The sequence below is a fragment of the Streptosporangium sp. LJ11 genome (genome assembly GCF_051918945.1).
Classification (GTDB): domain Bacteria; phylum Actinomycetota; class Actinomycetes; order Streptosporangiales; family Streptosporangiaceae; genus Streptosporangium.
The window spans coordinates 54,359-73,375 of record NZ_JBPXMB010000006.1; the positions used below are offsets into that span (position 1 = coordinate 54,359).

The 19,017-nt window shown below is 72.7% G+C and carries 17 protein-coding genes; 9 read left to right on the forward strand and 8 right to left on the reverse strand.

The window, feature by feature from the left end:
- Positions 1–11: 11 nt before the first annotated feature.
- The 5 genes from ACTOQ3_RS10890 to ACTOQ3_RS10910 all read left to right on the forward strand — a co-directional run bounded on the left by ACTOQ3_RS10890 (position 12) and on the right by ACTOQ3_RS10910 (position 5,053).
- Positions 12–1,025 carry a carbohydrate ABC transporter permease gene (locus ACTOQ3_RS10890; protein WP_440083224.1) on the forward strand — a complete coding sequence of 338 codons (1,014 nt, stop codon included), beginning with the start codon at positions 12–14 and terminating at the stop codon, positions 1,023–1,025.
- Positions 1,022–1,888 carry a carbohydrate ABC transporter permease gene (locus tag ACTOQ3_RS10895; protein WP_440083225.1) on the forward strand — a complete coding sequence of 289 codons (867 nt, stop codon included), beginning with the start codon at positions 1,022–1,024 and terminating at the stop codon, positions 1,886–1,888. The genes ACTOQ3_RS10890 and ACTOQ3_RS10895 overlap by 4 nt, the downstream gene beginning before the upstream one ends.
- Before the next feature lie 21 nt (positions 1,889–1,909).
- Positions 1,910–3,136, forward strand: coding sequence for an ROK family transcriptional regulator (locus ACTOQ3_RS10900; protein ID WP_440083226.1), 1,227 nt, complete (start codon positions 1,910–1,912; stop codon positions 3,134–3,136).
- Complete coding sequence (locus ACTOQ3_RS10905; protein ID WP_440083227.1) at positions 3,133–4,017, forward strand: Gfo/Idh/MocA family protein; 885 nt, start codon at positions 3,133–3,135, stop codon at positions 4,015–4,017. The genes ACTOQ3_RS10900 and ACTOQ3_RS10905 overlap by 4 nt, the downstream gene beginning before the upstream one ends.
- Positions 4,018–4,246: 229 nt before the next feature.
- On the forward strand, positions 4,247–5,053 hold the full coding sequence (locus ACTOQ3_RS10910) for a hypothetical protein (RefSeq protein ID WP_440083228.1): 807 nt from the start codon (positions 4,247–4,249) through the stop codon (positions 5,051–5,053).
- A 72-nt stretch (positions 5,054–5,125) separates the two neighbouring features.
- On the opposite strand, the gene ACTOQ3_RS10915 is transcribed toward ACTOQ3_RS10910, so the two are convergent.
- The 3 genes from ACTOQ3_RS10915 to ACTOQ3_RS10925 all read right to left on the reverse strand — a co-directional run bounded on the left by ACTOQ3_RS10915 (position 5,126) and on the right by ACTOQ3_RS10925 (position 9,292).
- Complete coding sequence (locus tag ACTOQ3_RS10915) at positions 5,126–7,225, reverse strand: tetratricopeptide repeat protein (RefSeq protein ID WP_440083229.1); 2,100 nt, start codon at positions 7,223–7,225, stop codon at positions 5,126–5,128.
- A 228-nt stretch (positions 7,226–7,453) separates the two neighbouring features.
- Positions 7,454–7,954 (reverse strand): hypothetical protein, encoded by a 501-nt coding sequence (locus tag ACTOQ3_RS10920; RefSeq protein ID WP_440083230.1) that lies wholly within the window; start codon positions 7,952–7,954, stop codon positions 7,454–7,456.
- Positions 7,955–8,230: 276 nt separating this feature from the next.
- Positions 8,231–9,292, reverse strand: coding sequence for a YihY/virulence factor BrkB family protein (locus ACTOQ3_RS10925; protein WP_440083231.1), 1,062 nt, complete (start codon positions 9,290–9,292; stop codon positions 8,231–8,233).
- 137 nt (positions 9,293–9,429) lie between these two features.
- Between ACTOQ3_RS10925 and ACTOQ3_RS10930 the strand changes: the two genes are divergently transcribed.
- The gene (locus ACTOQ3_RS10930; RefSeq protein ID WP_440083232.1) at positions 9,430–9,996 is read left to right on the forward strand and encodes a ferritin-like domain-containing protein; all 567 of its coding nucleotides are present in this window, start codon (positions 9,430–9,432) and stop codon (positions 9,994–9,996) included.
- 36 nt (positions 9,997–10,032) lie between these two features.
- On the opposite strand, the gene ACTOQ3_RS10935 is transcribed toward ACTOQ3_RS10930, so the two are convergent.
- From ACTOQ3_RS10935 to ACTOQ3_RS10945, 3 genes are all read right to left on the reverse strand, one after another.
- A complete protein-coding gene (locus tag ACTOQ3_RS10935) occupies positions 10,033–11,109 on the reverse strand; it encodes a cellulose binding domain-containing protein (RefSeq protein WP_440083233.1) in 1,077 nt (358 codons plus the stop codon).
- A 212-nt stretch (positions 11,110–11,321) separates the two neighbouring features.
- Positions 11,322–11,624, reverse strand: a complete 303-nt coding sequence (locus ACTOQ3_RS10940) for a YbfB/YjiJ family MFS transporter (protein WP_440083234.1) — start codon at positions 11,622–11,624, stop codon at positions 11,322–11,324.
- An 11-nt stretch (positions 11,625–11,635) separates the two neighbouring features.
- Positions 11,636–12,349 (reverse strand): sensor histidine kinase, encoded by a 714-nt coding sequence (locus ACTOQ3_RS10945; RefSeq protein ID WP_440083235.1) that lies wholly within the window; start codon positions 12,347–12,349, stop codon positions 11,636–11,638.
- A 296-nt stretch (positions 12,350–12,645) separates the two neighbouring features.
- Between ACTOQ3_RS10945 and ACTOQ3_RS10950 the strand changes: the two genes are divergently transcribed.
- On the forward strand, positions 12,646–13,632 hold the full coding sequence (locus ACTOQ3_RS10950) for a LysR family transcriptional regulator (protein WP_440083236.1): 987 nt from the start codon (positions 12,646–12,648) through the stop codon (positions 13,630–13,632).
- Positions 13,633–13,772: 140 nt separating this feature from the next.
- Here ACTOQ3_RS10950 and ACTOQ3_RS10955 read toward each other — a convergent pair whose 3' ends face one another.
- Positions 13,773–14,606, reverse strand: a complete 834-nt coding sequence (locus ACTOQ3_RS10955; protein ID WP_440083237.1) for a GNAT family N-acetyltransferase — start codon at positions 14,604–14,606, stop codon at positions 13,773–13,775.
- Complete coding sequence (locus tag ACTOQ3_RS10960; protein ID WP_440083238.1) at positions 14,603–15,718, reverse strand: M20 family metallopeptidase; 1,116 nt, start codon at positions 15,716–15,718, stop codon at positions 14,603–14,605. The genes ACTOQ3_RS10955 and ACTOQ3_RS10960 overlap by 4 nt, the downstream gene beginning before the upstream one ends.
- Positions 15,719–16,160: 442 nt before the next feature.
- Here ACTOQ3_RS10960 and ACTOQ3_RS10965 point away from each other — a divergent pair, with 442 nt between their 5' ends.
- Together ACTOQ3_RS10965 and ACTOQ3_RS10970 are read left to right on the forward strand one after the other, a co-directional pair.
- Positions 16,161–17,969, forward strand: a complete 1,809-nt coding sequence (locus ACTOQ3_RS10965) for an ABC transporter substrate-binding protein (protein ID WP_440083239.1) — start codon at positions 16,161–16,163, stop codon at positions 17,967–17,969.
- Positions 17,966–18,973 carry an ABC transporter permease gene (locus tag ACTOQ3_RS10970; RefSeq protein WP_440083240.1) on the forward strand — a complete coding sequence of 336 codons (1,008 nt, stop codon included), beginning with the start codon at positions 17,966–17,968 and terminating at the stop codon, positions 18,971–18,973. The genes ACTOQ3_RS10965 and ACTOQ3_RS10970 overlap by 4 nt, the downstream gene beginning before the upstream one ends.
- Positions 18,974–19,017: the final 44 nt, after the last annotated feature.

The window sequence follows — 19,017 nt, forward strand, 5'->3', positions numbered from 1 at the left end:
AGGAACCCACGATGAGCACCACACAGGGCGCCGAGCGGCGCCGACCCCCCGAGACGAGCCCGCGACCCGAGGCCCGGCGGGACAGGACCATCACCCTGGCCCAGCGCGAGAACAGGACCGGGCTGGGCTTCGTGACGCCCACCGTGCTCGTGGTCCTGGTCGTCGTCATCCTGCCCATCGCCTGGACCGTGCTGCTCGCCTTCCAGCGGGCACGGCTGGTCGACATCCAGGGCATGGGCCTGCTGTCCAACTGGACCTGGGAGAACTTCGCCGAGGTCTTCACCTCGCCCGGCTTCTGGACCTCGCTGTGGACCACCCTGGTCTACACCGCCGGCAGCACCGCCGGGTCGATCGCCCTCGGGCTGGTCGCCGCCCTCGCCCTGCGCCGGCCCTTCCGCGGCCGTGCCCTGATGCGCGGGTCGATGCTGCTGCCCTACGTCGCGCCCGTGGTGGCCGTCACGTTCGTCTGGGAGATCGCCCTCAGCCCGCAGTTCGGCATCGTCAACGAGCTGGGCACCCGGCTGCTCGGCTGGGAGAAGCCGATCGCCTTCCTGGCGACCCGCTCCCACGAGGTCTCCCTCCTCGGCTGGCAGGTGGAGCTGCCGCTCGCCCTGCTCACCGTCATCGCCTTCGAGATCTGGCGGTACTTCCCGTTCGCCTTCCTGTTCCTGCTCGCCCGCCTGCAGGCCGTGCCCGCCGGGATAGAGGAGGCCGCCACGGTGGACGGCGCCACGCTCACCCAGCGCTTCCGCCACATCCTGCTACCCCAGCTGATGCCGGTGATCGCGCTGCTGTCGGTGCTGCGGTTCATCATGACGTTCAACAAGTTCGACGACGTCTACCTGCTCACCGGGGGAGGCTCGGGCACCGACGTCGTCGCGGTGCGGGTCTACGACTTCCTCACCGCCCGCTACGACGTGGGGGCGGCGGCCGCGCAGGCCCTGGTCCTCGCGCTCGTCCTCGCCGTGCTGCTCGGCATCTACTTCAAGTTCTTCGCCAAGAGGGTCCAGGAGGAGGCGTCATGAGCCGCGCACAGGTCGAGGAGAGGACCTTCGCCGTCCTGCGGTGGGTCGTGATCGCCTTTCTCGCGGTCATCACGCTCTTCCCCTTCTACTACATGCTGCTGCTGTCGGTGAAGCCCATCGACCAGCTGCTGCTCGACCCCGGCCGGCTGTGGGTGACCCTCTCGGAGCTCACGTTCGACACGTACCGCAACGTCCTGCAGTCGGTCGAGGAAGGCGGCCAGGGCTTCCTGCGGATGCTCGGCAACTCCGCGCTCGTCGCCCTCGCCACCGTGGCGCTCACCCTGCTGGCCTCGGTGCCCGGCGCCTACGCGGTCAGCCGCCTCAGGTTCCTCGGCGGACGCCAGGTCAGCGCGGTGTTCCTCGCCGTTTATCTCTTCCCGTCCACCCTGCTGGCGGTCCCGCTGTTCGTGATGTTCGCCAAGATCGGCCTGCAGGGCAGCCTGACCGGGCTCGTCATCGTCTACATCGCGCAGACCGTGCCCGTCTCCATCTACATGCTGAAGAACTACTTCGTCACCATCCCCAAGAGCGTCGAGGAGGCCGCGGCGCTCGACGGCTGCTCGCGGGCGCAGATCCTGCGCAAGATCGTGCTGCCCCTGGCCGCGCCCTCGCTCATGGCGACCGGCCTGTACGTCTTCATGATCGCCTGGAACGAGTTCCTCTTCGCGCTGCTCTTCCTCGCCGCCGCCCCCGACCAGTGGACGGTCTCGCTGGGCCTGCAGCAACTCGCCAACGGCATCGAGGTCCCCAAGACGGTTCTCATGGCGGGGTCGGTGGTCCTCACGATTCCCGTGGTAGTTCTTTTCTACGCCGCGGAGAGACTCCTTACCGAGGGTCTCACCAGCGGTGCGGACAAGAGCTAGAGCCGAGGAGAGACACACCGGATGGCAACGCCCTGGAGCACCGCAGGCCACCTCCTGGAACTGATCCGCACCGGGCAGGCGCGCACCCGGGGCGAGCTCCAGCGCGTCACCGGCCTGTCCCGCTCCACCGTCGGCCAGCGGCTCGACCAGCTCTTCGACGCCGGTTGGCTGCGCGCCGTCCCCGGCGGGCAGTCGACCGGGGGACGCCCCTCCAACCTGCTGGAGTTCGACACCGGCCACGCCGTGGTCCTCGCCGCCGACCTGGACGTCACCCACGCCCGCGCCGCGGTGATGGACCTGGCGGGCGGCGTCCTGGCCGAGCACACCGAGGCCCTGCCGATCGAGGACGGCCCGGAGGTCGTCCTGGACCGGATCGGCCTGTGGTTCGTCGACCTGCTGGCCGCGGCGGGGACCGCTCCAGAGGCGGTCTGCGGGGTGGGCCTGTCGCTCCCCGGGCCCGTCGACTCCTCGTCGGGACGGGTCGTACGACCGCCGATCATGCCGGGCTGGGACGGCTACCCGGTTCCCGGGCGGATGCAGAGCTCGCTCGCTCTGCACGCCGGGGTGGACGCCGCCGTGCCGGTCCTGGTCGACAACGACGCCAACCTGATGGGACTGGGCGAGCAGCGCCACGCGTTCGCCGACTGTTCCGCGTTCGTCCTGGTCAAGGTCTCCACCGGCATCGGCGCCGGCGTCGTCGTCGACGGCAAGGTCTTCCGCGGCATCGACGGCGGCGCCGGCGACCTCGGCCACATCCGCCTGCACGACCAGTCGGAGGCCCGCTGCATGTGCGGCTCGTACGGCTGCCTGGCCGCCGTCGCCAGCGGCCGCGCCCTGGCCGGGCAGCTCGCCGCCCTCGGCGTGCCCGCCCAGTCGGGCGCCGACGTACGCGCCCACCTCGACGCGGGCTCCCCCGACGCGGGACGCCTGGCCCGCGAGGCAGGACGGCGCTGCGGGGAGGTGCTCGTCACCGTCGTCACCCTGCTCAATCCCGGCGTGCTGATGATCGCCGGAGAACTGGCGGAGACCCACTTCGTCACCGGGGTGCGCGAGCTGCTCTACCAGCGCGCCCTGCCCCGGGCCACGCGCAACCTGCAGGTCGTCACCTCCCGGCTCGGCGACCGCGCCGCGCTCGCCGGGGCCACCGTGATGGTGGTGGAGTACCTGTACGCCCCCGACCAGGCCGACGCCCGCCTGACGGCGCCGGCCCGTCCGCACCACCACTCACCTGCCGGAGTCGAATCGTGAACACCACCACACCCGTCGAGGTCGGCCTCATCGGCGCCGGCCCGTGGGCCCGCACCATGCACGCCCGGATGCTGGCCGCGGGCCCGGAGACCCGCCTCTCCGCCGTCTGGGCGCGCCGCGCCCCCGCGGCCCGGGAGATCGCCGAGCCGTACGGGGCGGTCGTCGCCGGCACGCCGGAGGAACTGTTCGACCGGTGCGAGGCCGTCGCGTTCGCCGTGCCCCCCGCCGTCCAGGCGGAGCTCGCCGTGCGCGCGGCCAAGGCGGGCAAGGCCGTGCTGCTGGAGAAGCCGCTGGGGCCCGACCTCGCGTCGGCGCGCGCGGTGGCGGAGGCCGTCGCCGAGGCGGGCGTCGTCTCGCAGATGGTGCTGACCAAGCGCTACCACCCCGCCACCCGCGAGTTCCTGCGCCGCGCGGCGCGACTGGAGACGACCGGCGCCCGCTCGTGCTACCTGCACGGCGCCTTCCTCGATGGGGAGTTCGCCACCGGCTGGCGGCTGGAACAGGGAGCCCTGCTCGACCTCGGCCCGCACCTGCTGGACCTGCTGGACGCCGCGGTCGGCCCCATCACCGGCATCCGGGCGACCGGCGATCCGCGTCGCTGGGTGGAGCTGACCTGCGAGCACGAGAACGGCGCCGTCAGCCAGGCGTCCCTGTCGGGCAGCGTCCTGCTGCCCAGGGCGCGCACCCGGATCGAGCTGCTCGGACCGGAGGGGGAGCTCGTCTTCGACACCTCAGGGATCGACCACGAGGAGTGCTGGCCCGTCCTGCGCGCCGAGTTCGCCGCCGCCGTGCGGTCGGGCCGCCCGGGTGAACTGGACGCGGCCCGGGGCCTGCGCCTGCAGGAACTGATCGACGCCGCGACGCTGACCCTGTCGCGCTGACCGCGCCGCGCCGCCCACGGCTTCGCCGGCCGTCACCGCTCCGGCCGTCACCGCTCCGGCCGCCGCCGGGCCGGCCACGTCCGCCGCGGTCCTCCGCCGAGCACGGCCACCGGAACGATGTCCGGAGGTGGTCCGGCGGCTTCCTTTCTCCAGCAGGTTCTTTACCGACAACAAGAGTGAGAGGATTCTATTTATATAGTTTCATACAGGCTCGGAAGGGAGATCCGGCATGGCTGGGGATGAGGTCACGCGGTTGCGTGCCCTGCGGGCGGAGGTGACCGGCACCTGTCGCGAAGCCGGGTGGCGCCAGGCTCTCACCCAGGCGATCCTGTGCCGGTGCACGGACGAGGAACCCCCGGGCGCCGCGGCCCGGGAGGATCTCGACGAGGCGGCCGAACACGCGGGCTGGCTCCTCGCCCACGACTGCGACCAGTGGTCCTTCGCCCTGGTGGGACGGGTGCACGAGGTCCGGTGGGAGGACTTCGGCGACCCCGCCGACCGCGACGTCGCCATCACCATGCTCTCCGAGGCGGACGACCTGCGCGAGGAGAGCGCCTGGTTCAGCGCCGCCGACCACGAGGCCCTCGCCGAGCTGCTGCTGAGCCGCCACGCCGACCGGGGCGTGCCGTACGACCTGGACCTGGCGGTCGACAGGCTCAGGGCGGCCCTGCGCGAGTGCGACGACGGGGAGTCGGCCCTCTACCTGCGCTACCGGCTGGGCACGGTGCTGGCCACGCGCGTCACCCGCCCGGGTGCGCGGCCCGCGGATCTCGGCGAGGCCGTCACCCTGCTCGAGAACGTGCTCCCTCACCTGCCGGAGGGCGACCCGGCCACGTACCAGGCGACGTTCGCCCTGGGCGGGCTCCTGCGGAGCAGGGGGCTCGCCAACGGCAGCGCCGCGGACCTGGAGCGGGCGGCGGGACACTTCGGCCTGTTCCTGCGGGCCACTCCCGACGACGACCCGCTCAGGCCGAAGGCGGCGCGCGACCTGGCCAGCACGCTCACCCACCTCGGCGGGACCTCGGGCGCCTCCTGAGACGACACGTCCGGGGCGGCTTCGGAGAGAGGGACCAGGTCGTGGGGAGAGCGGCCCGCCGTGGCGAGGCGGTCAGCCGTCCTCCCAGAGGCGGTCCTCCGGGGTGCTCGACGGCGGCTCGCCCACCCGCGTGGCCACGGACCGCGCCGCGGCCAGCAGCGGGTGCCCCTCGCCCAGGGGCGGGCGGCCGTGGGCCAGCGGGCGGCGGTCGAGCAGCGGCGCGAGGAGGGGCGCCACCTCCTCCACCTCGCCCGAGCCCATCCTGCGCAGCGCGAGGTCCAGCCGCCCGGCCAGGACCAGCGGGTGCGAGGCGTCCAGCGTGTCCTCGCCCATCGTGACGAGCGCCGCGCTCGCGGCCTCCGACTCGTCCTCGTGCCCGAGGGCGTACGCGGCACGGGCGGTCAGCAGCAGCCGCTCCGCCTGGCCGGGGAAGTCGTCGTCCATGCCGCGCTCGTCCTTCGCGAGGGACGCGAGCACCCGCGCCGCACCGGCCGCGTCGCCCAAGGCCAGCTGCGCGGTGGCCTGGGCCCGCCGCACCGGCCGCTCGGGCGGGAGCGCCCGCAGGGCGGCGAGCGCCTGGGCGGGCTCGCCCGACGCGGTGAGCGCCACGGCGCGGACCAGCGCCGCCTCGTTGCCCAGCCGGGGCGACACCTGCCGCGCGAACCACTCCGTGGTGACGGTGACCCCGGTGAGCAGCCGCACCGCCTGGGCGGGGAATCCCGAGGCCAGCTCGATCTCCGCCAGCCGCACCGCGTCGTACTGGAGCCAGTAGCCCTCGGGCGGCAGGTGCTGCGTCCGCAGCCGGAGAGCCTCGGTCAGGTGGTGGCGCGCCTGCGCGGGCTGGCCCGCCGCGAGCAGCGCCTCGGCGAGGGTCACCCTGGCCGAGGCGGTGTTGACGCTGTCGGGCCCGAGGCGCTGCTCGCGGTCGGCCAGCGTCGCCTCGGCCACGGTCACGCCGGTGACGACCCGGCCCGCGCGGGAGGCGGCCCTGGCCATCGCCTGCCGGGTGAGCGTGAACCGCCGCCACGCCGGGGCGACCCCGGTGGCGGGGACGTCCTCGGCCCGCTGCTCGTTCACCTTCCGCAGCTCGCGCAGGCCCTCGGCGGGACGGCCGGCCTCCACCAGCACCTCGGCGAGGTTGTGCCGCGCCCGGGCGCTGAGCGGCGTCACGTCCGCGGAGCCGGAGAGCTCGCCCGCCGCCCGCAGCGACCGCTCGAAGCAGGACCTCGCGCCCGCCAGGTCGCCCAGGCGCAGCAGGGCCAGACCCTGCCTGCTGGTCACGTCGCACAGGGCCCGCGGGTCGTGAGGGCCGGCCGTCAGCAGGTCCGCCAGCTCCCCGCCGACCTCCGCCGCCCGGGCCAGCAGCGGGCTGCCGTCGAGCAGGACCTGCAGGACCACCTCCAGGGCGCGAACCCTGGCATGGCCGCCGGAGCCCGCCCGCTCGGTGAACTCGGCGGTACGTTCGGCGGCGTGCAGCCGCTCGGCCCACTCCCCGGCCAGCGGGAAAAGGTCACGGGCGAGCCAGTGCGCGCACAGCGCGGCCGCCTGCCGGTCCGCCGGGCCCTCGGGGTCGTCGGCCATCGACCGGAAGGCCAGCTCCGACAGGCGCTCGGCGCTCGCCGTGGCCCACCCCGCGGGCGGGACGCCGACCGTCAGTGCGGCGAGCTCGAGCCTGGGCGCCAGATACCGCGCGTACGCGGTGACACGGCCCTCCCATCCCGCGGCGGCCGTGGCGCCGTAGACCTCCGTCGTCTCCCACACCGGCTGGACCTGGCCGCCCGACGGGCGCTTCTCCGAGGTGGAGATGTCGCCGATGCCCAGGCGCACCTGGGCGAGCATGAAACGCTCCACCTGGTGGAAGCGCGCCACCCTGCGCAGCGCCGCCGTGACCAGGCGCTGCGCGTCGAGCAGTGAGCGCGGCGGCTCCGGCGCGCCGTCGCCGGAGGTGAACTCGTCGAAGGCGTGCTTGGCGGCCAGGGCCACCAGCACGCGCCGGCTCCTGACCTCGTTGTACAGCCAGACGGCGCTGCGGCCCCTGCCGCCCTCGGCGCCCCGCGGCAGCCGCACCCGCTCCGCGACGTCCTCGGCTCTCACCTGGTGGTAGTCGCCGCCCCGGAAGGCGTCGGCCGACGCCGCCGCGATGGCCGCGAGCCTGCGTTCCTGTGCCGACACCCTTCCACCCCCTCAGATCACCGCACATGAATATATCTCACTATGGTTCGGCGAACTTCTACTTGATGAGTTGACTATCGTGATGAACGGTCCCATGTCCCCTCTGGAATCGGCCGTAACGCACTGTGACGTCGGCCGGACCGCCGCCGGTGAGGCTGGACGCGAGAAGGCCGGGCGCCCGATCGGACGCCCGGCCCGCCACCGGCCCTCTCCCGCGAGGCCGGTCGCTCAGAACTCGCAGTTCTCCTCGGTCTCGCCGGTGCAGGTGTCGGTGTCGGCGCCGCCGTCGGTCGTGTCGTTGCCGCCACGGCCGTTCAGGAAGTCGTTGCCGGTGCCGCCGACGAGGACGTCGCGGCCGCTGCCGCCCCAGAGGGTGTCGTTGCCGGCCGAGCCGAAGATCTCGGTGAACCGGTTGACGGTGTCGTTGTTGACGATGTCGTCGCCCTGGCGCATGTTGACCATGATCGTGCCGGCGTTCCTGCAGCTGACCCCGCCGGAGATCGGCTGGCAGTCGCTGTCGCTGGAGGTGACGCCCGTCCCGGTCACCTTGATGGCGCCGGTCCCCTCGGCCAGGGTGATCAGGTCGGATCCGGTCGTGCCGGTGACCGACAGGCCGCCGAGGCTCACGGTCACGGTGATCGGCGCGGCCGCCTGGGCGGGAGCGGACAGGGACGCCATGCCGGCCAAACCGGCGATGGTGAGGGCGAGGGCGGCGATGTGACGACGCATTTTCATTCAGTCCTTCGATTCGGTGATCCCGGCCCCCGTCGGGCCGATGACCTAAGGAAAGCGCCTCGTTCCTCTCCGGTCTGTGCTGAAATGCGCGCCCGGTACCGGCCCGAATACCTACAGGACGAAGACGGCGCGATGCCTGTCTTCGCGGCCTGGGGGGGGGTGGCTCGGGTCGCGGCGGCGTCGGGTGTCGGTCCATGCCGCGAGGAAGCCTCAGAGGTGCCGCATCATGCCGCACGGGCTGAACCCCCGGTCTTCGGATCAGGGAGCGCGTCAACGCCGCTCGCTGTTTCCCGGCCGGACGGGGGGCCCGGTTCGGGTCCGGCGCCCGCGCAGGGACTTCACGAGTGTCCTGGCGACCGCGACGGTCGCCGCGCCCGCCGCTCCGACCAGGGGTTCCCGCTCCTCGGCGGCGGTGGGGCCCGGGTCGGGGTGGACGGGGCCGGCCCGCCCCGCGCGGACGGCCTCCATCTGCGCGGCGAACGCCAGCCCCAGGAAGAGGGCGATCGAGCTGAGGAACGACCACAGCAACAGCGCCATGACGGCCGTGAGCGGTCCGTACGTGGCGCCGAAGGTGCCGCTGCTCTCGGTGTAGAAGGCCAGCAGGAGGGTGAAGACCGTCCACAGGGTGAGCGAGACCAGGGCGCCGAACGCCAGCCAGGTGTGACCGGGCTGCCTCCTGCGCGGAGCGGCGCGGAACAGCACCGAGGTCGACAGCAGCGCGAGGAGGAAACCGAGCGGCCAGCGCACCAGGTTGAACGCCTCCGTGGTCCCGGCGTCCCAGTCGTAGACCTGAGCCAGGGCCCTGCTGATGGCACCGCCGCCGACCATCACCACGAAACCGGCGGTCATGAAGGCTCCGGCCGTCAGGGCCATCACCAGGGCCCTGCCGTACTTGCGATGGAACGGCCGGTCCCGCTCGACGCCGTAGATGCGGTTCGCCCCCCGCTCCACCTGGGCCATGGCGCTGGTCAGCGAGAACAGGGCGGTGACGAGGCCGAACCAGAGCGCGAGGGCGCCCCCGGTACGGCCCGCCTGCCGGTGGCTGTCGGCGAGCACGTCCTTGACCGCGTCCACCCCCGCCCCCGGCGCGAGCCGGCTCAGGACCAGCTCCAGCACCTCGCCGAGATGCTCCTGGTTGATCACCGAGCTCAGCCCGACCAGCGCGATGGCGCCGGGGATGATCGACAGGCAGATCTGGAAGGCCAGAGCCCTGGCGTTGGTCATGCCCTCGCCGTACCTGAACCTGGCGACGGAGTCGCGGACCAGGTGCCATCGGCCGTATTTGCGCAGGGTCGTCCACGCGTGGTCGGCGGAGAGCTCTTCGCCGTTCATGGTCCGCGTCTGCGGGACCTTCGTCGCTGTTCCCATATCGCCGGACCCGCTACCCCGTGAACGACGTCACGAACAAAACGCCTCCGACCGTGGCCGAGGACACTGGATAAGAGGCCGATTCTGGGTAGTGCAGGCTCATGGCTGAATTCCTCACAGATATCAAGGAGCTTCGGGCGCGGGCGCGCCAGGAGATCGACAAGGGTCCCATCACGTCGGCCTACGGCGCGGATCTGCCCCGGGTGATCCAGGTGTGCAACGAGGCCCTGGCGACCGAGCTGGTCTGCGTGCTCCGCTACAAGCGGCACTACTACACCGCCTCGGGCCTCCACGCCGGATTGGTGGCCGCGGAGTTCCTGGAGCACGCCGCCGAGGAGCAGGAGCACGCCGACCGTCTCGCCCAGCGCATCGTCCAGCTCGGCGGCGAGCCGGACTTCAACCCCGAGACGCTGGCCGCGCGCTCGCACGCCGAGTACGACGACAGCCTCGACCTGATCGAGATGGTCAAGGAGGACCTGGTCGCCGAGCGGATCGCGATCGCCTCCTACACCGAGATCGTCAACTGGCTGGGCAACGACGACGTGACCACCCGGCGCGTCTTCGAGGACCTGCTGGCCCAGGAGGAGGAGCACGCCGACGATCTCAAGGGCCTGCTGGAGAGACTTCCCGGCGCCCTGGCCGGCGGGGACTCCCGGGGGCGGGGCTGAGCGGCGGGCACGGGCCGCGCGGCGCGGCCCGGCCGGTCAGCCGGTCGTGCAGGACACCTCGGGAGCCGGGGAGCCCGTCCCCGAGGCGAGGAAGCCGAAGGTCGCGGTCGCGCCGGGAGCCAGGGAGCCGTTCCAGGCGGCGTTCCGCGCCGAGACGACGGCTCCCGACTGGGTCACCGTCGCGTTCCACGACTGGCTGATCTGCCGCCCGGTGAAGGTCCAGTTCGCCGTCCAGCCGGTGAAGGCCACCGGGCCGTCGTTCCTGACGGTCACCTCGCCCTGGAAGCCGCCCGACCACTGGCCGGCCGTCCGGTAGACCGCCGTGCAACCGGTGCCGGGCGTGGGGGTCGGCGTCGGCGTCGGCGTCGGTGTGGGGTTCGGGTCCGAGCCGAGCAGCGCGGCCAGCGCGGGGAACCACCGGTCGGCGATCTTCTGGTCGCCCGACGCGTTGGGGTGCACCCCGTCGTAGGTGTCGTACGCGGTGCTGAAGCCCGTCCACTGGTCGACCACGACCACCGGTGACCGCGCGGTGGTCTTGCCCGCCGCCCAGCCGGGGATCGCCGCGTTGAGCGCGGAGACCCGCTGCGCGCACTCACCGCACGTGCTCGGGTTCATGGGGATGATCTGGGCGACGAGGACCTTCGTGTCGGGGTTGCTCGCCCGCATCTGGTCCACCAGCTTGCCGTACGCGGACAGGATGGTGGCGGTCGGGCGGTTGCTCCAGGCGTCGTTGGTGCCGAAGTGCATCAGCACGATGTCGGGCCTGGCCGCCGCGAGCCAGCCGGGGAGCTGGTTCTGGTCGGCGACGTTGGTGACCAGCGCCCCGCCGTGCCCCTCGTTGTCCCCGTCGTGCGCGACGCCGCAGCCCTGCGGCGGCAGGGTGCCGACGAAGTCGATCCCGGTGTGACCGGCGTTCACGAGGCGGTTCCAGAGCAGGGCCCGCCAGCATCCGGGGGAGCCGGTGATGGAGTCGCCGAGCGCCATGATCCTGGTGGCCGCGGCCCGCGCGGGGGCCGCGGTGCCCACCAGGAGGAGTCCCATGGTCGCGACCGCGGTCACCGCGGCCGCCAGAACCGTCAGAATCGTGCCGCTTCCGCGTGCCGTCCTTCGCATCTCGCGCTCCCGCCTCGGTGGGGGCCGATGCTAGGCGCCCCGGATGGGGGCGGGAAGCCACCCGCCCGCCCGGGAGGGCCTGACCTGCGGACCGCCGCGGGCGGGGGTGTAACTTTCAACCCGCTCCCGGTCTCGTGTCGCCGTCGCCCTCCACGCGGGCCCGCGGGGCCGCCGAGCGGCCGGGGACGGGGGCGTCGGCCGTCCGCCGGGCGTCAACGATCGGCGCCGACGCGGCGGGGCAGCGGGCCGAGGTGGTGCGGGAAGCGGTGGCGCAACGCGCCGGCCGCGGCGGCGGCCAGCGCGACGAGGGCGGCGCCGACGAGCAGCGCCGAATGGTAGCCGTGACGCAGAAGCGGGGTCACGATCACGGGGCCGAGGATCTGCCCGACGCTGTAGCCGGTGGTGAGGATCGCGATCGCGCGCGGGACCCGCAGATGGGCGCCGGTGGCCAGGGTGAGGGTGGCGACGCCGAGGAACGTGGCGCCGAAGAGGGTCGCCGCCACCAGGGCGGCCACGATCCCGCCGGTCAGGGCCGGCCGACGGCGTTCCTGGCGACGGGGAGGCGGAGCACGAAGCGCGCTCCCGCGTCGGCGTCCTCGACGTTCAGGGTGCCGTTGTGAGCGTGGGCGATGTCGCGAGCGATGGCCAGGCCGAGGCCGGTACCGCCGCGGTGCCGGCAGCGGGCGCTGTCGAGCCGGGAGAAGCACTCGAAGACGCGTTCGCGGTCCGAGACGGGGATGCCGGGCCCGTCGTCGGCGACGACGAGCTCGGCCGTGGTCTCGTGCCGGAGTACCTGGAGCTGTATCGAGTGCCGGGCGTGTCGGCGGGCGTTGTCGAGCAGGTTGGCCACCAGCCTGTCCAGGAGCGCGGGCACCGCGTCGACGACGACCGGGGCCTGCGCCCAGGTGGCCCGCAACCGGATGTCCGGGCCCCCGGTCGTCTCGGCCAGATGGGCGCGGGCCACGGCGGAAAGGTCGACCGGCTGCTGCCGTCCGTGTGCCGCCTCCGCGATCCGTGTGAGCAGCAGAAGGTCAGCGGTGATCGCTTCGAGCCGCTCGACGCCGCGAAGCGCCGCGTCGAGGAGCCGGGGCAGATCGGTCTGGCCGGGATGCAACCGGGCCTCCTCGAACTCGGCCCTGAGCCCGGCGAGGGGAGTGTGGAGTTCGTGAGCGGCGGCGGCGGCGAACCGGCGCCGAATCAGATCCTCTTCAGTGGTCAGGGCCGCCTGGTTTGCGTTCAAGTTCACTCTTTCGGAAGGTTTCGGCCGCTGGCATCACCGGCTCGTTCGAACAGGGCGGGACCCGGACACCTCAGAGGGTTCGCGGAAGCCGGATCGCGGCGCGCCGAGCGGCGGCTCGGCCGGCGGCAGCGGCGTACCGGCCTCCGGCGGTGCGGCCGGTACGCCGGTCGGACGTGCGGGCATCGCGACTTTCCCCGTTTTCGTGAACCCATCGTGGGTCCAGCCGGCGCCATCTCGCCACGACCGGTTCGCTCCCTGCTGTTAGGTGAAACCTCCTACAGGGTTATGATGCGTGGATGGAGCTGCGCCAGCTGCGCTACTTCGTCGCGGTGGCCGAGGAGTTGCACTTCGGCCGCGCCGCGGCCAGGTTGCGCATCGCCGGCCCGTCGCTCTCCCAGCAGATCAAGGGGCTGGAGCGGGATCTGGGCGTGCGCCTGTTCGACCGGGACCGCCGCTCGGTCGCGATGACCCCCTCCGGCCGGGCCCTGCTCGTCCAGGCCCGGGCGGTGCTCGAACAGGCCGACGAGCTGCGCCGTTCCGCGACCGGCCTGGCCACCACCGAGCCGGTCCAGCTCGGCTACGTCAGCTGGCTGCCGCCCGACCTGGTCACCCGCGCGTCCGGTGTCGCGCAACTGCACGTCGACGCGTGGGTCATGCCCTCGCACATCCAGGCCGGCCGGGTCGCCGACGGCAGCATCGACCTGGCCATCTGCGGCGTGCGGACCGACGACCTGGCCGGCCACGGCCTCGAGGCCCGGCTGATCGGCGCGGACCGGCTCCTCGCGGTCTCCGCCGGCGCCGAGACGTCCGCCGTCCAGGCCAAGGACACCGTGGTGCTGGTGGATACCGACACCGCCACCTGGAACTCGTGGAACCGCTACGCCGAGGCGTTCGCCCGCGAGACCGGCGCCCATGTCGTGCACGTCGACGACGGCGGCATCGCCGGCCGGGCCTTCTTCGACCACGTACGCCGGCTTCGCCGCCCCGTCATCAACTCGGTGAAGGGCCTGAGCGCGCCGGTGCCGCCGGACCTCCACCGGCGCGCGGTGGTCGACCCGGCACCGTACTGGACATGGGCCCTCGTCTCCCGGCGCGACGAGACCCGCGAGGCCGTGCGGGCCACCGTCGAAACGCTGACCCGCGACGTCGGCGGCCTCGGTCTGGACGACGAGGGGGCATGGCTGCCGACCGGCGACCCGTTCCGCACCGCAGGGCCGGCGGGTCCGGGGCCCCGGTCTCCCTCGGCGGGGAAAGAGCCACCCGCCGCCACTCGATACCGGTGATCCTCATGATGGCCCGCGGCCCGCGCCGCGTCTCCCCTCGAGCTTCGGGGTGATCTTGACGTCGTCGCCGTACGGGCGATCACGGGCGGGCGTGCGTTCTCACGGTGGTCCCGCGTTCGCAGCCCGGTCCTGAGGCCACGTCACGGAGGCCGTTCCACGACGTAGCAGGACCTGTCGTGGAAGCCGGTCACGCGGGCGCCGTCCCGCAGGAGGCCGCCCAGCACCTCGCGCACGGCCAGCCGCCACGCCCCGGCGGCCCGCGGATCGGCGCGGCGCAGCGCCTCGACGTCCCGGGGCACGGCGACCAGCACCGTTCCCGCCCCGGCCGCCTCGGACGGTTCCCGCACGGGGCCGCCGTCGTCTCCCTCGATCAGCGCGCTCACCGCGTCCGGCGGGATCACCGGGCGGTGCGGCTCCCCCCGAACGGCGGCCAGGACGTGCGGCTCGGTCAGCCGCCAGACGGCCAGCGCCCGGTCCGAGGCGTCCCCGGCGTTGATCGCGTCGCTCATCGCGCCGTAGAAGGACGGCAGGTACTCCTCCGGGCGGGCTCCCAGCTTGGCCAGGTTGAAATGCGCGTTGCGCCGCACCAGCGGATCGTAGGTCCAGGTGATCCGCTCCAGGCCGCGCTCCAGCGCCCACGCCCGCTGGTGCAGCTTCAGCGCGAACCCGATCCCGCGCCCGGCCAGGGTGCCGGTGACGTGCGAATGCAGCACCTGCCCGGCCGGAGCGCCCAGGAAGCCGACCGACGCGCCCACCAGCCTGCCGCCCTCGTACGCTCCGGCCACGTAGTTGCCCGCGTGCGACAACGCCCGCATCAGCTCCACCGTGACGGGCGCGCCGCCGGGGGTGGGGTGCCAGATGCCGTCGAACAGGCGGAAGACGTCCTCGAACTCCTCGATGGAGCGCAGCTCGCGCAGCACCGGGTCGTTCACCCGGGCGTTCCCCCGGCTCGCCGGTGACACCACGCCGCTCACGCGAGCACCGCCCTGATCAGGCCCGCCAGCAGCGCCGTGCGGCAGGGCATCTCGGCCACGACGACGTGCTCGTCGTCGGCGTGGGCGCCACCGCCCACCGCGCCGAGCCCGTCGAGGGTGGGGCAGCCCGCCCCGGCGGTGAAGTTGCCGTCGGAGGCCCCGCCCACGCCGGCACCGGCGAGGGGGGCGAGCCCCAGATCGGCGGCGACCTGCTGGGCGAGGGCGAACAGCCCGGCCGACGAGGCGTGCTCCAGGGGAGGACGGTTCGGGCCTCCGGTGATCTCCAACCGGGTTCCGGCGATCCGGGGGGAGAGCGCCCGCATCAGCTCGTCCACCCGCCTCTGCGCGGCGAGGGTGGGCACGCGGGCGTCCACCGCCAGGCGGGCCAGCGCGGGCACGGTGTTGGCCGTGGTCCCGGCCGACAGCACGGTGGGCGTGACGGTGGCCGGTCCGAGGGGCCCCCGCGTCACCCGGCCGTCGTTCACCTGCTCGGCGACGCCGGTGACGGCGAGGATCTGGTGGGCCAGCTCGACCCCGGCGTTCGCGCCCCTGCCGGGGTCGAGCCCCGCGTGCGCGCCCCTGCCGTGCACCACGACCTCGTACATCGACGTGCCCTTGCGTGCGATCTTGAGTGCGCCGTTCTCGGCGCTCGCCTCCAGGACGAACGCGGCCGCGCAGGCGCGCGCCGACTCCTCGACCAGCGCGCGAGAGGTCGGAGACCCGACCTCCTCGTCCCCGGTGACCAGCACGCACACCCCCTCCGGTGACGGCAGCGCGGCCAGCGCGTGGAACATCTGGACCAGCCCGGCCTTCATGTCGAACACCCCGGGGCCCCGGGCGATCCCGTCGGCGACCGACCAGGGGCGGGCCAGGAGCGAGCCGATCGGCCAGACGGTGTCGTGGTGGCCGAGCAGCAGCACCCTGGGGGTGCCGAAGGTCCACCGCAGGTGGGTGACGCCACCGATCACGATCGTCTCGGCCCTGACGCCGAGCCTGCGGTGCCCCTGGTCGCCGACCACCCGCGCGCTGCGGGCCACCGCCCGGTGGTCGGCGGAGAACGACTCGCACACGACGAGCTCTCGCAGGTCCTCAAGCATGACGTCCAGGTTCACCGTGGTCGCCTCTCCGCAGATCCGTTGTTACCGCGACCGTACGACAGGCCGGGGCACCCGGATTCGTCTGGTTTCCCGAATTCCCCGAAGAGCGGCCAGGTTCTTCGTGCGGCCGGCCAAGGGCGTCTCGCGCCGGGCGCCTCCCCGCCCCGCGCCTCCCCGTCCCGCGTCTCTCGTCTCGCCGTCCCGCGCCTCCCGTCCCGCGCCCGCCCGGCCGAGATCGTCCACCCCGCCGTCCGGCCCGGATCGCCCGCCCCGCGCGGGGCCGACGCCGATCGGCGCGGGGCGGCGCCGGGGCGGCCGGTCGGTGAAGGAAAGTTACAGGGAGTATCACGAAAGTGGAGATAATTGACGCGAACGGTGGGTCGAACGTATTGTCCGGACAACGCCGACGCCTCGGTATTTGTGCCTTGACCTCGAAGAACACCCAACGGAGCGGTTCATGAAGCGACTAGCAGCGGCAGCGGTCTCCCTCTGCCTCGCCGCCGGTGCCGCGGCGTGTGGCAGCGGCGGCGACAGCTCCGCCGGTGGCGTCTTCACCACGATCGACGCGCTCAAGCCGGGCATCGACGCGAACGCGCCGATCAACCCGTACAACCCCAAGGGCAACGCCTTCCGGGGCTACAACGCCGAGTGGCTGGGGTGGACCAAGAACCACCTGACCGACCCGAACCAGTTCTACCCGGGGGTCGCGCAGAGCTGGCGGATCGCCCCCGACCAGTCCTCGATCACCCTGCGGCTCCGCCCGGGCGGGAAGTGGTCCGACGGCGAGCCGATCACCGCGGAGGACGTGAAGTTCTCCATCGGCCTGGCGTACACCCAGGGCGGCACCGCCTACGCCCTCGACCCCTCCGCGGCCGGTACGGCCTCCGACATCACGATCGTGGACGACAGGACGATCAAGATCACCCAGGCGGCGAGGAACCCGAGCTCCTCCTTCGTCCGCAGCGTCATGGAGACCGTCATCGTCCCCGAGCACGTCTGGCGCGGCGTGCTGCCCGCCGACTTCTGGCAGAAGCTGAAGCTCGCGCAAAGCACCGCCCCCGGGGCCGAGGCGGCGCGGGCCGGGATCACCAGCCTCGCGGACAAGGTCATCTCCTTCGCCCCGGCCAAGGACGTCTCCGCGGGGCCGTTCGTCCTGAAGCGCGTCAACCCGGGCGAGGCGCTGCTGGTCAAGAACAAGAACTTCTACAACGCGGCCAACGTCGCCGCCGACCAGGTGCGCATCCTCAACTACACCGGCAACGAGCAGGTCTGGAACTACCTGGTCGCAGGCAGGCTGGACAGCGCGCCGTTCACCGCGGTCCCCGCCGGCGTGATGCGGCGGATCACCGAGACCTCGGGCAACGCCGTCGTCAGGGGATACTCGCCCGTCAGCGAGGGATTGGCGTTCAACCAGTCCAGGAAGCCCTACGACAACGTGCACGTCCGCCGGGCGCTGGCCTACCTGATCGACCGCAAGCAGGTCACCAAGGTCGCCTCCCCCGAGGGCGGCACCGCCTCGGTCACCACCTCGGGCCTGCACCAGGAGGCCGCGAAGGCGTGGCTGGGCGACGGCCTCGCCGCCCTGGAGCCGTACCGGCACGACCCCGCCAGGGCCGCGAGCGAGCTGCGGGCCGCGGGCATGAGGAAGGTCGACGGCAGGTGGACGATGCCCGACGGCAGCCCCTGGAAGATGACCATCAACGTGCCCGCGTCCTTCTCCGACTGGCTGGCCGGCGCCAAGGCCGTCACCAGCCAGCTCAACGACGCCGGCATCGACGCGCAGGTCGTCACCACCGCCGACTACCCGCTCTACCTGGAGGAGATGGCGGCGGGGAAGTACGACCTCGGCTTCTGGCTGGTGGCGCTCGGCCCCGCGCCGTACAACATCTTCCAGCGCCTGTACGGGGCCCAGAACGGCTGGCAGCTCTTCGGCGGCAGGCTCAAGCACGTCGCCCCCGGCACGGAGGGCAACTGGATGGGCGGCGCCGAGCTCATCGACGTCAGAGGCGTGGGCAGGGTCAACCCCGGCGAGCTGGCGGTGAAGCTGAACTCCGTTCCCGAGGCCGAGCAGCGGCGGATCGTCTCGACCCTCGGCAGGACCGCCAACCAGGACCTCCCGGTGATCCAGCTGTGGGACTACGTCAACACCCAGGTCGTCAACACCACCCGTTTCACCGGATTCCCGGGCGATGACAGCGACGCGCTGCGCCTCACCTCCGGGGTCTGGCTCCAGCTCGGCATGGTCAAGAGGAAGGGCCGGACATGACGGTCATCGCACGCCGCCTCGCGGGCCACCTCACCCGCGGGCTCGCCATGGTCCTGGTGGTCACCACGATCAGCTTCGTGATCATCAGGAGCATCCCCGGCGACCCCATGCGGGCCCGCTACGAGAAGCTGGTCGAGCAGGGCATGTCGCCCGACCAGGCCGAGCGCGCCGTCGCGGTGCTGTACGGGTTCATGCCGAAGGGCACGATGTGGGAGCAGTACCTCGACTACATGCGGGGCCTGCTCCACCTCGACCTCGGCCAGTCGCTGAGCGTCCCCGGCGCGGAGGTGACCACCCTGCTCGGCTCGGCGGCCACCTGGACGATCCTGCCGGTCCTCGTCGGCACCCTGCTCAGCTTCGCGGTCGGCATCATCCTGGGCGTCTACGCGGCGATCAAGCGGTCGAGCAAGCTGGGGGACATCCTGGCCGTCTCCGGCTCGCTCCTGCACGGCCTGCCGCAGTACGTCCTCGCGCTGCTGCTGAGCGCGGTCTTCACGACCCTGTTGCCGATCTTCCCCTCCAGCGGCACCGCGGACGTCACGCTCGAACCCGGCCTCAACGCCGCCTACATCGCCTCGCTGGTCCAGTACGCCACGCTGCCGGTCCTGACCTACGCGCTGGCCGGGTACGGAGGCTGGATCCTGGCGATGAAGTCGAGCGTGGTCACCGTGCTGGGCGACGACTTCATCCTCGCCGCCGAGCTGCGCGGCATGAAGCGCGGGATCATCTTCCGCTACGTGGCGCGCAACGCCATCCTGCCGCTGTTCACCATCCTGGCGCTCTCGCTGGGCCTGCTGTTCGGCGGCGCGATCTTCATCGAGCGGATCTTCACCTACCCGGGGCTGGGTCTGCTGCTGCTCAACAGCATCACCGACCGCGACTACGCGCTGATGGGCGGGGCCTTCTTGCTGATCACCGTGGCGATCGTCATCGCCAACATCGTGGCCGACATGCTCTACACCGCCATCGACCCACGGGTCCGTTCCGGACAGGAGGCATCATGACCGGGCGAATCAGGGAAGCCGCAGGAGGCGGCCCGCAGGCCACA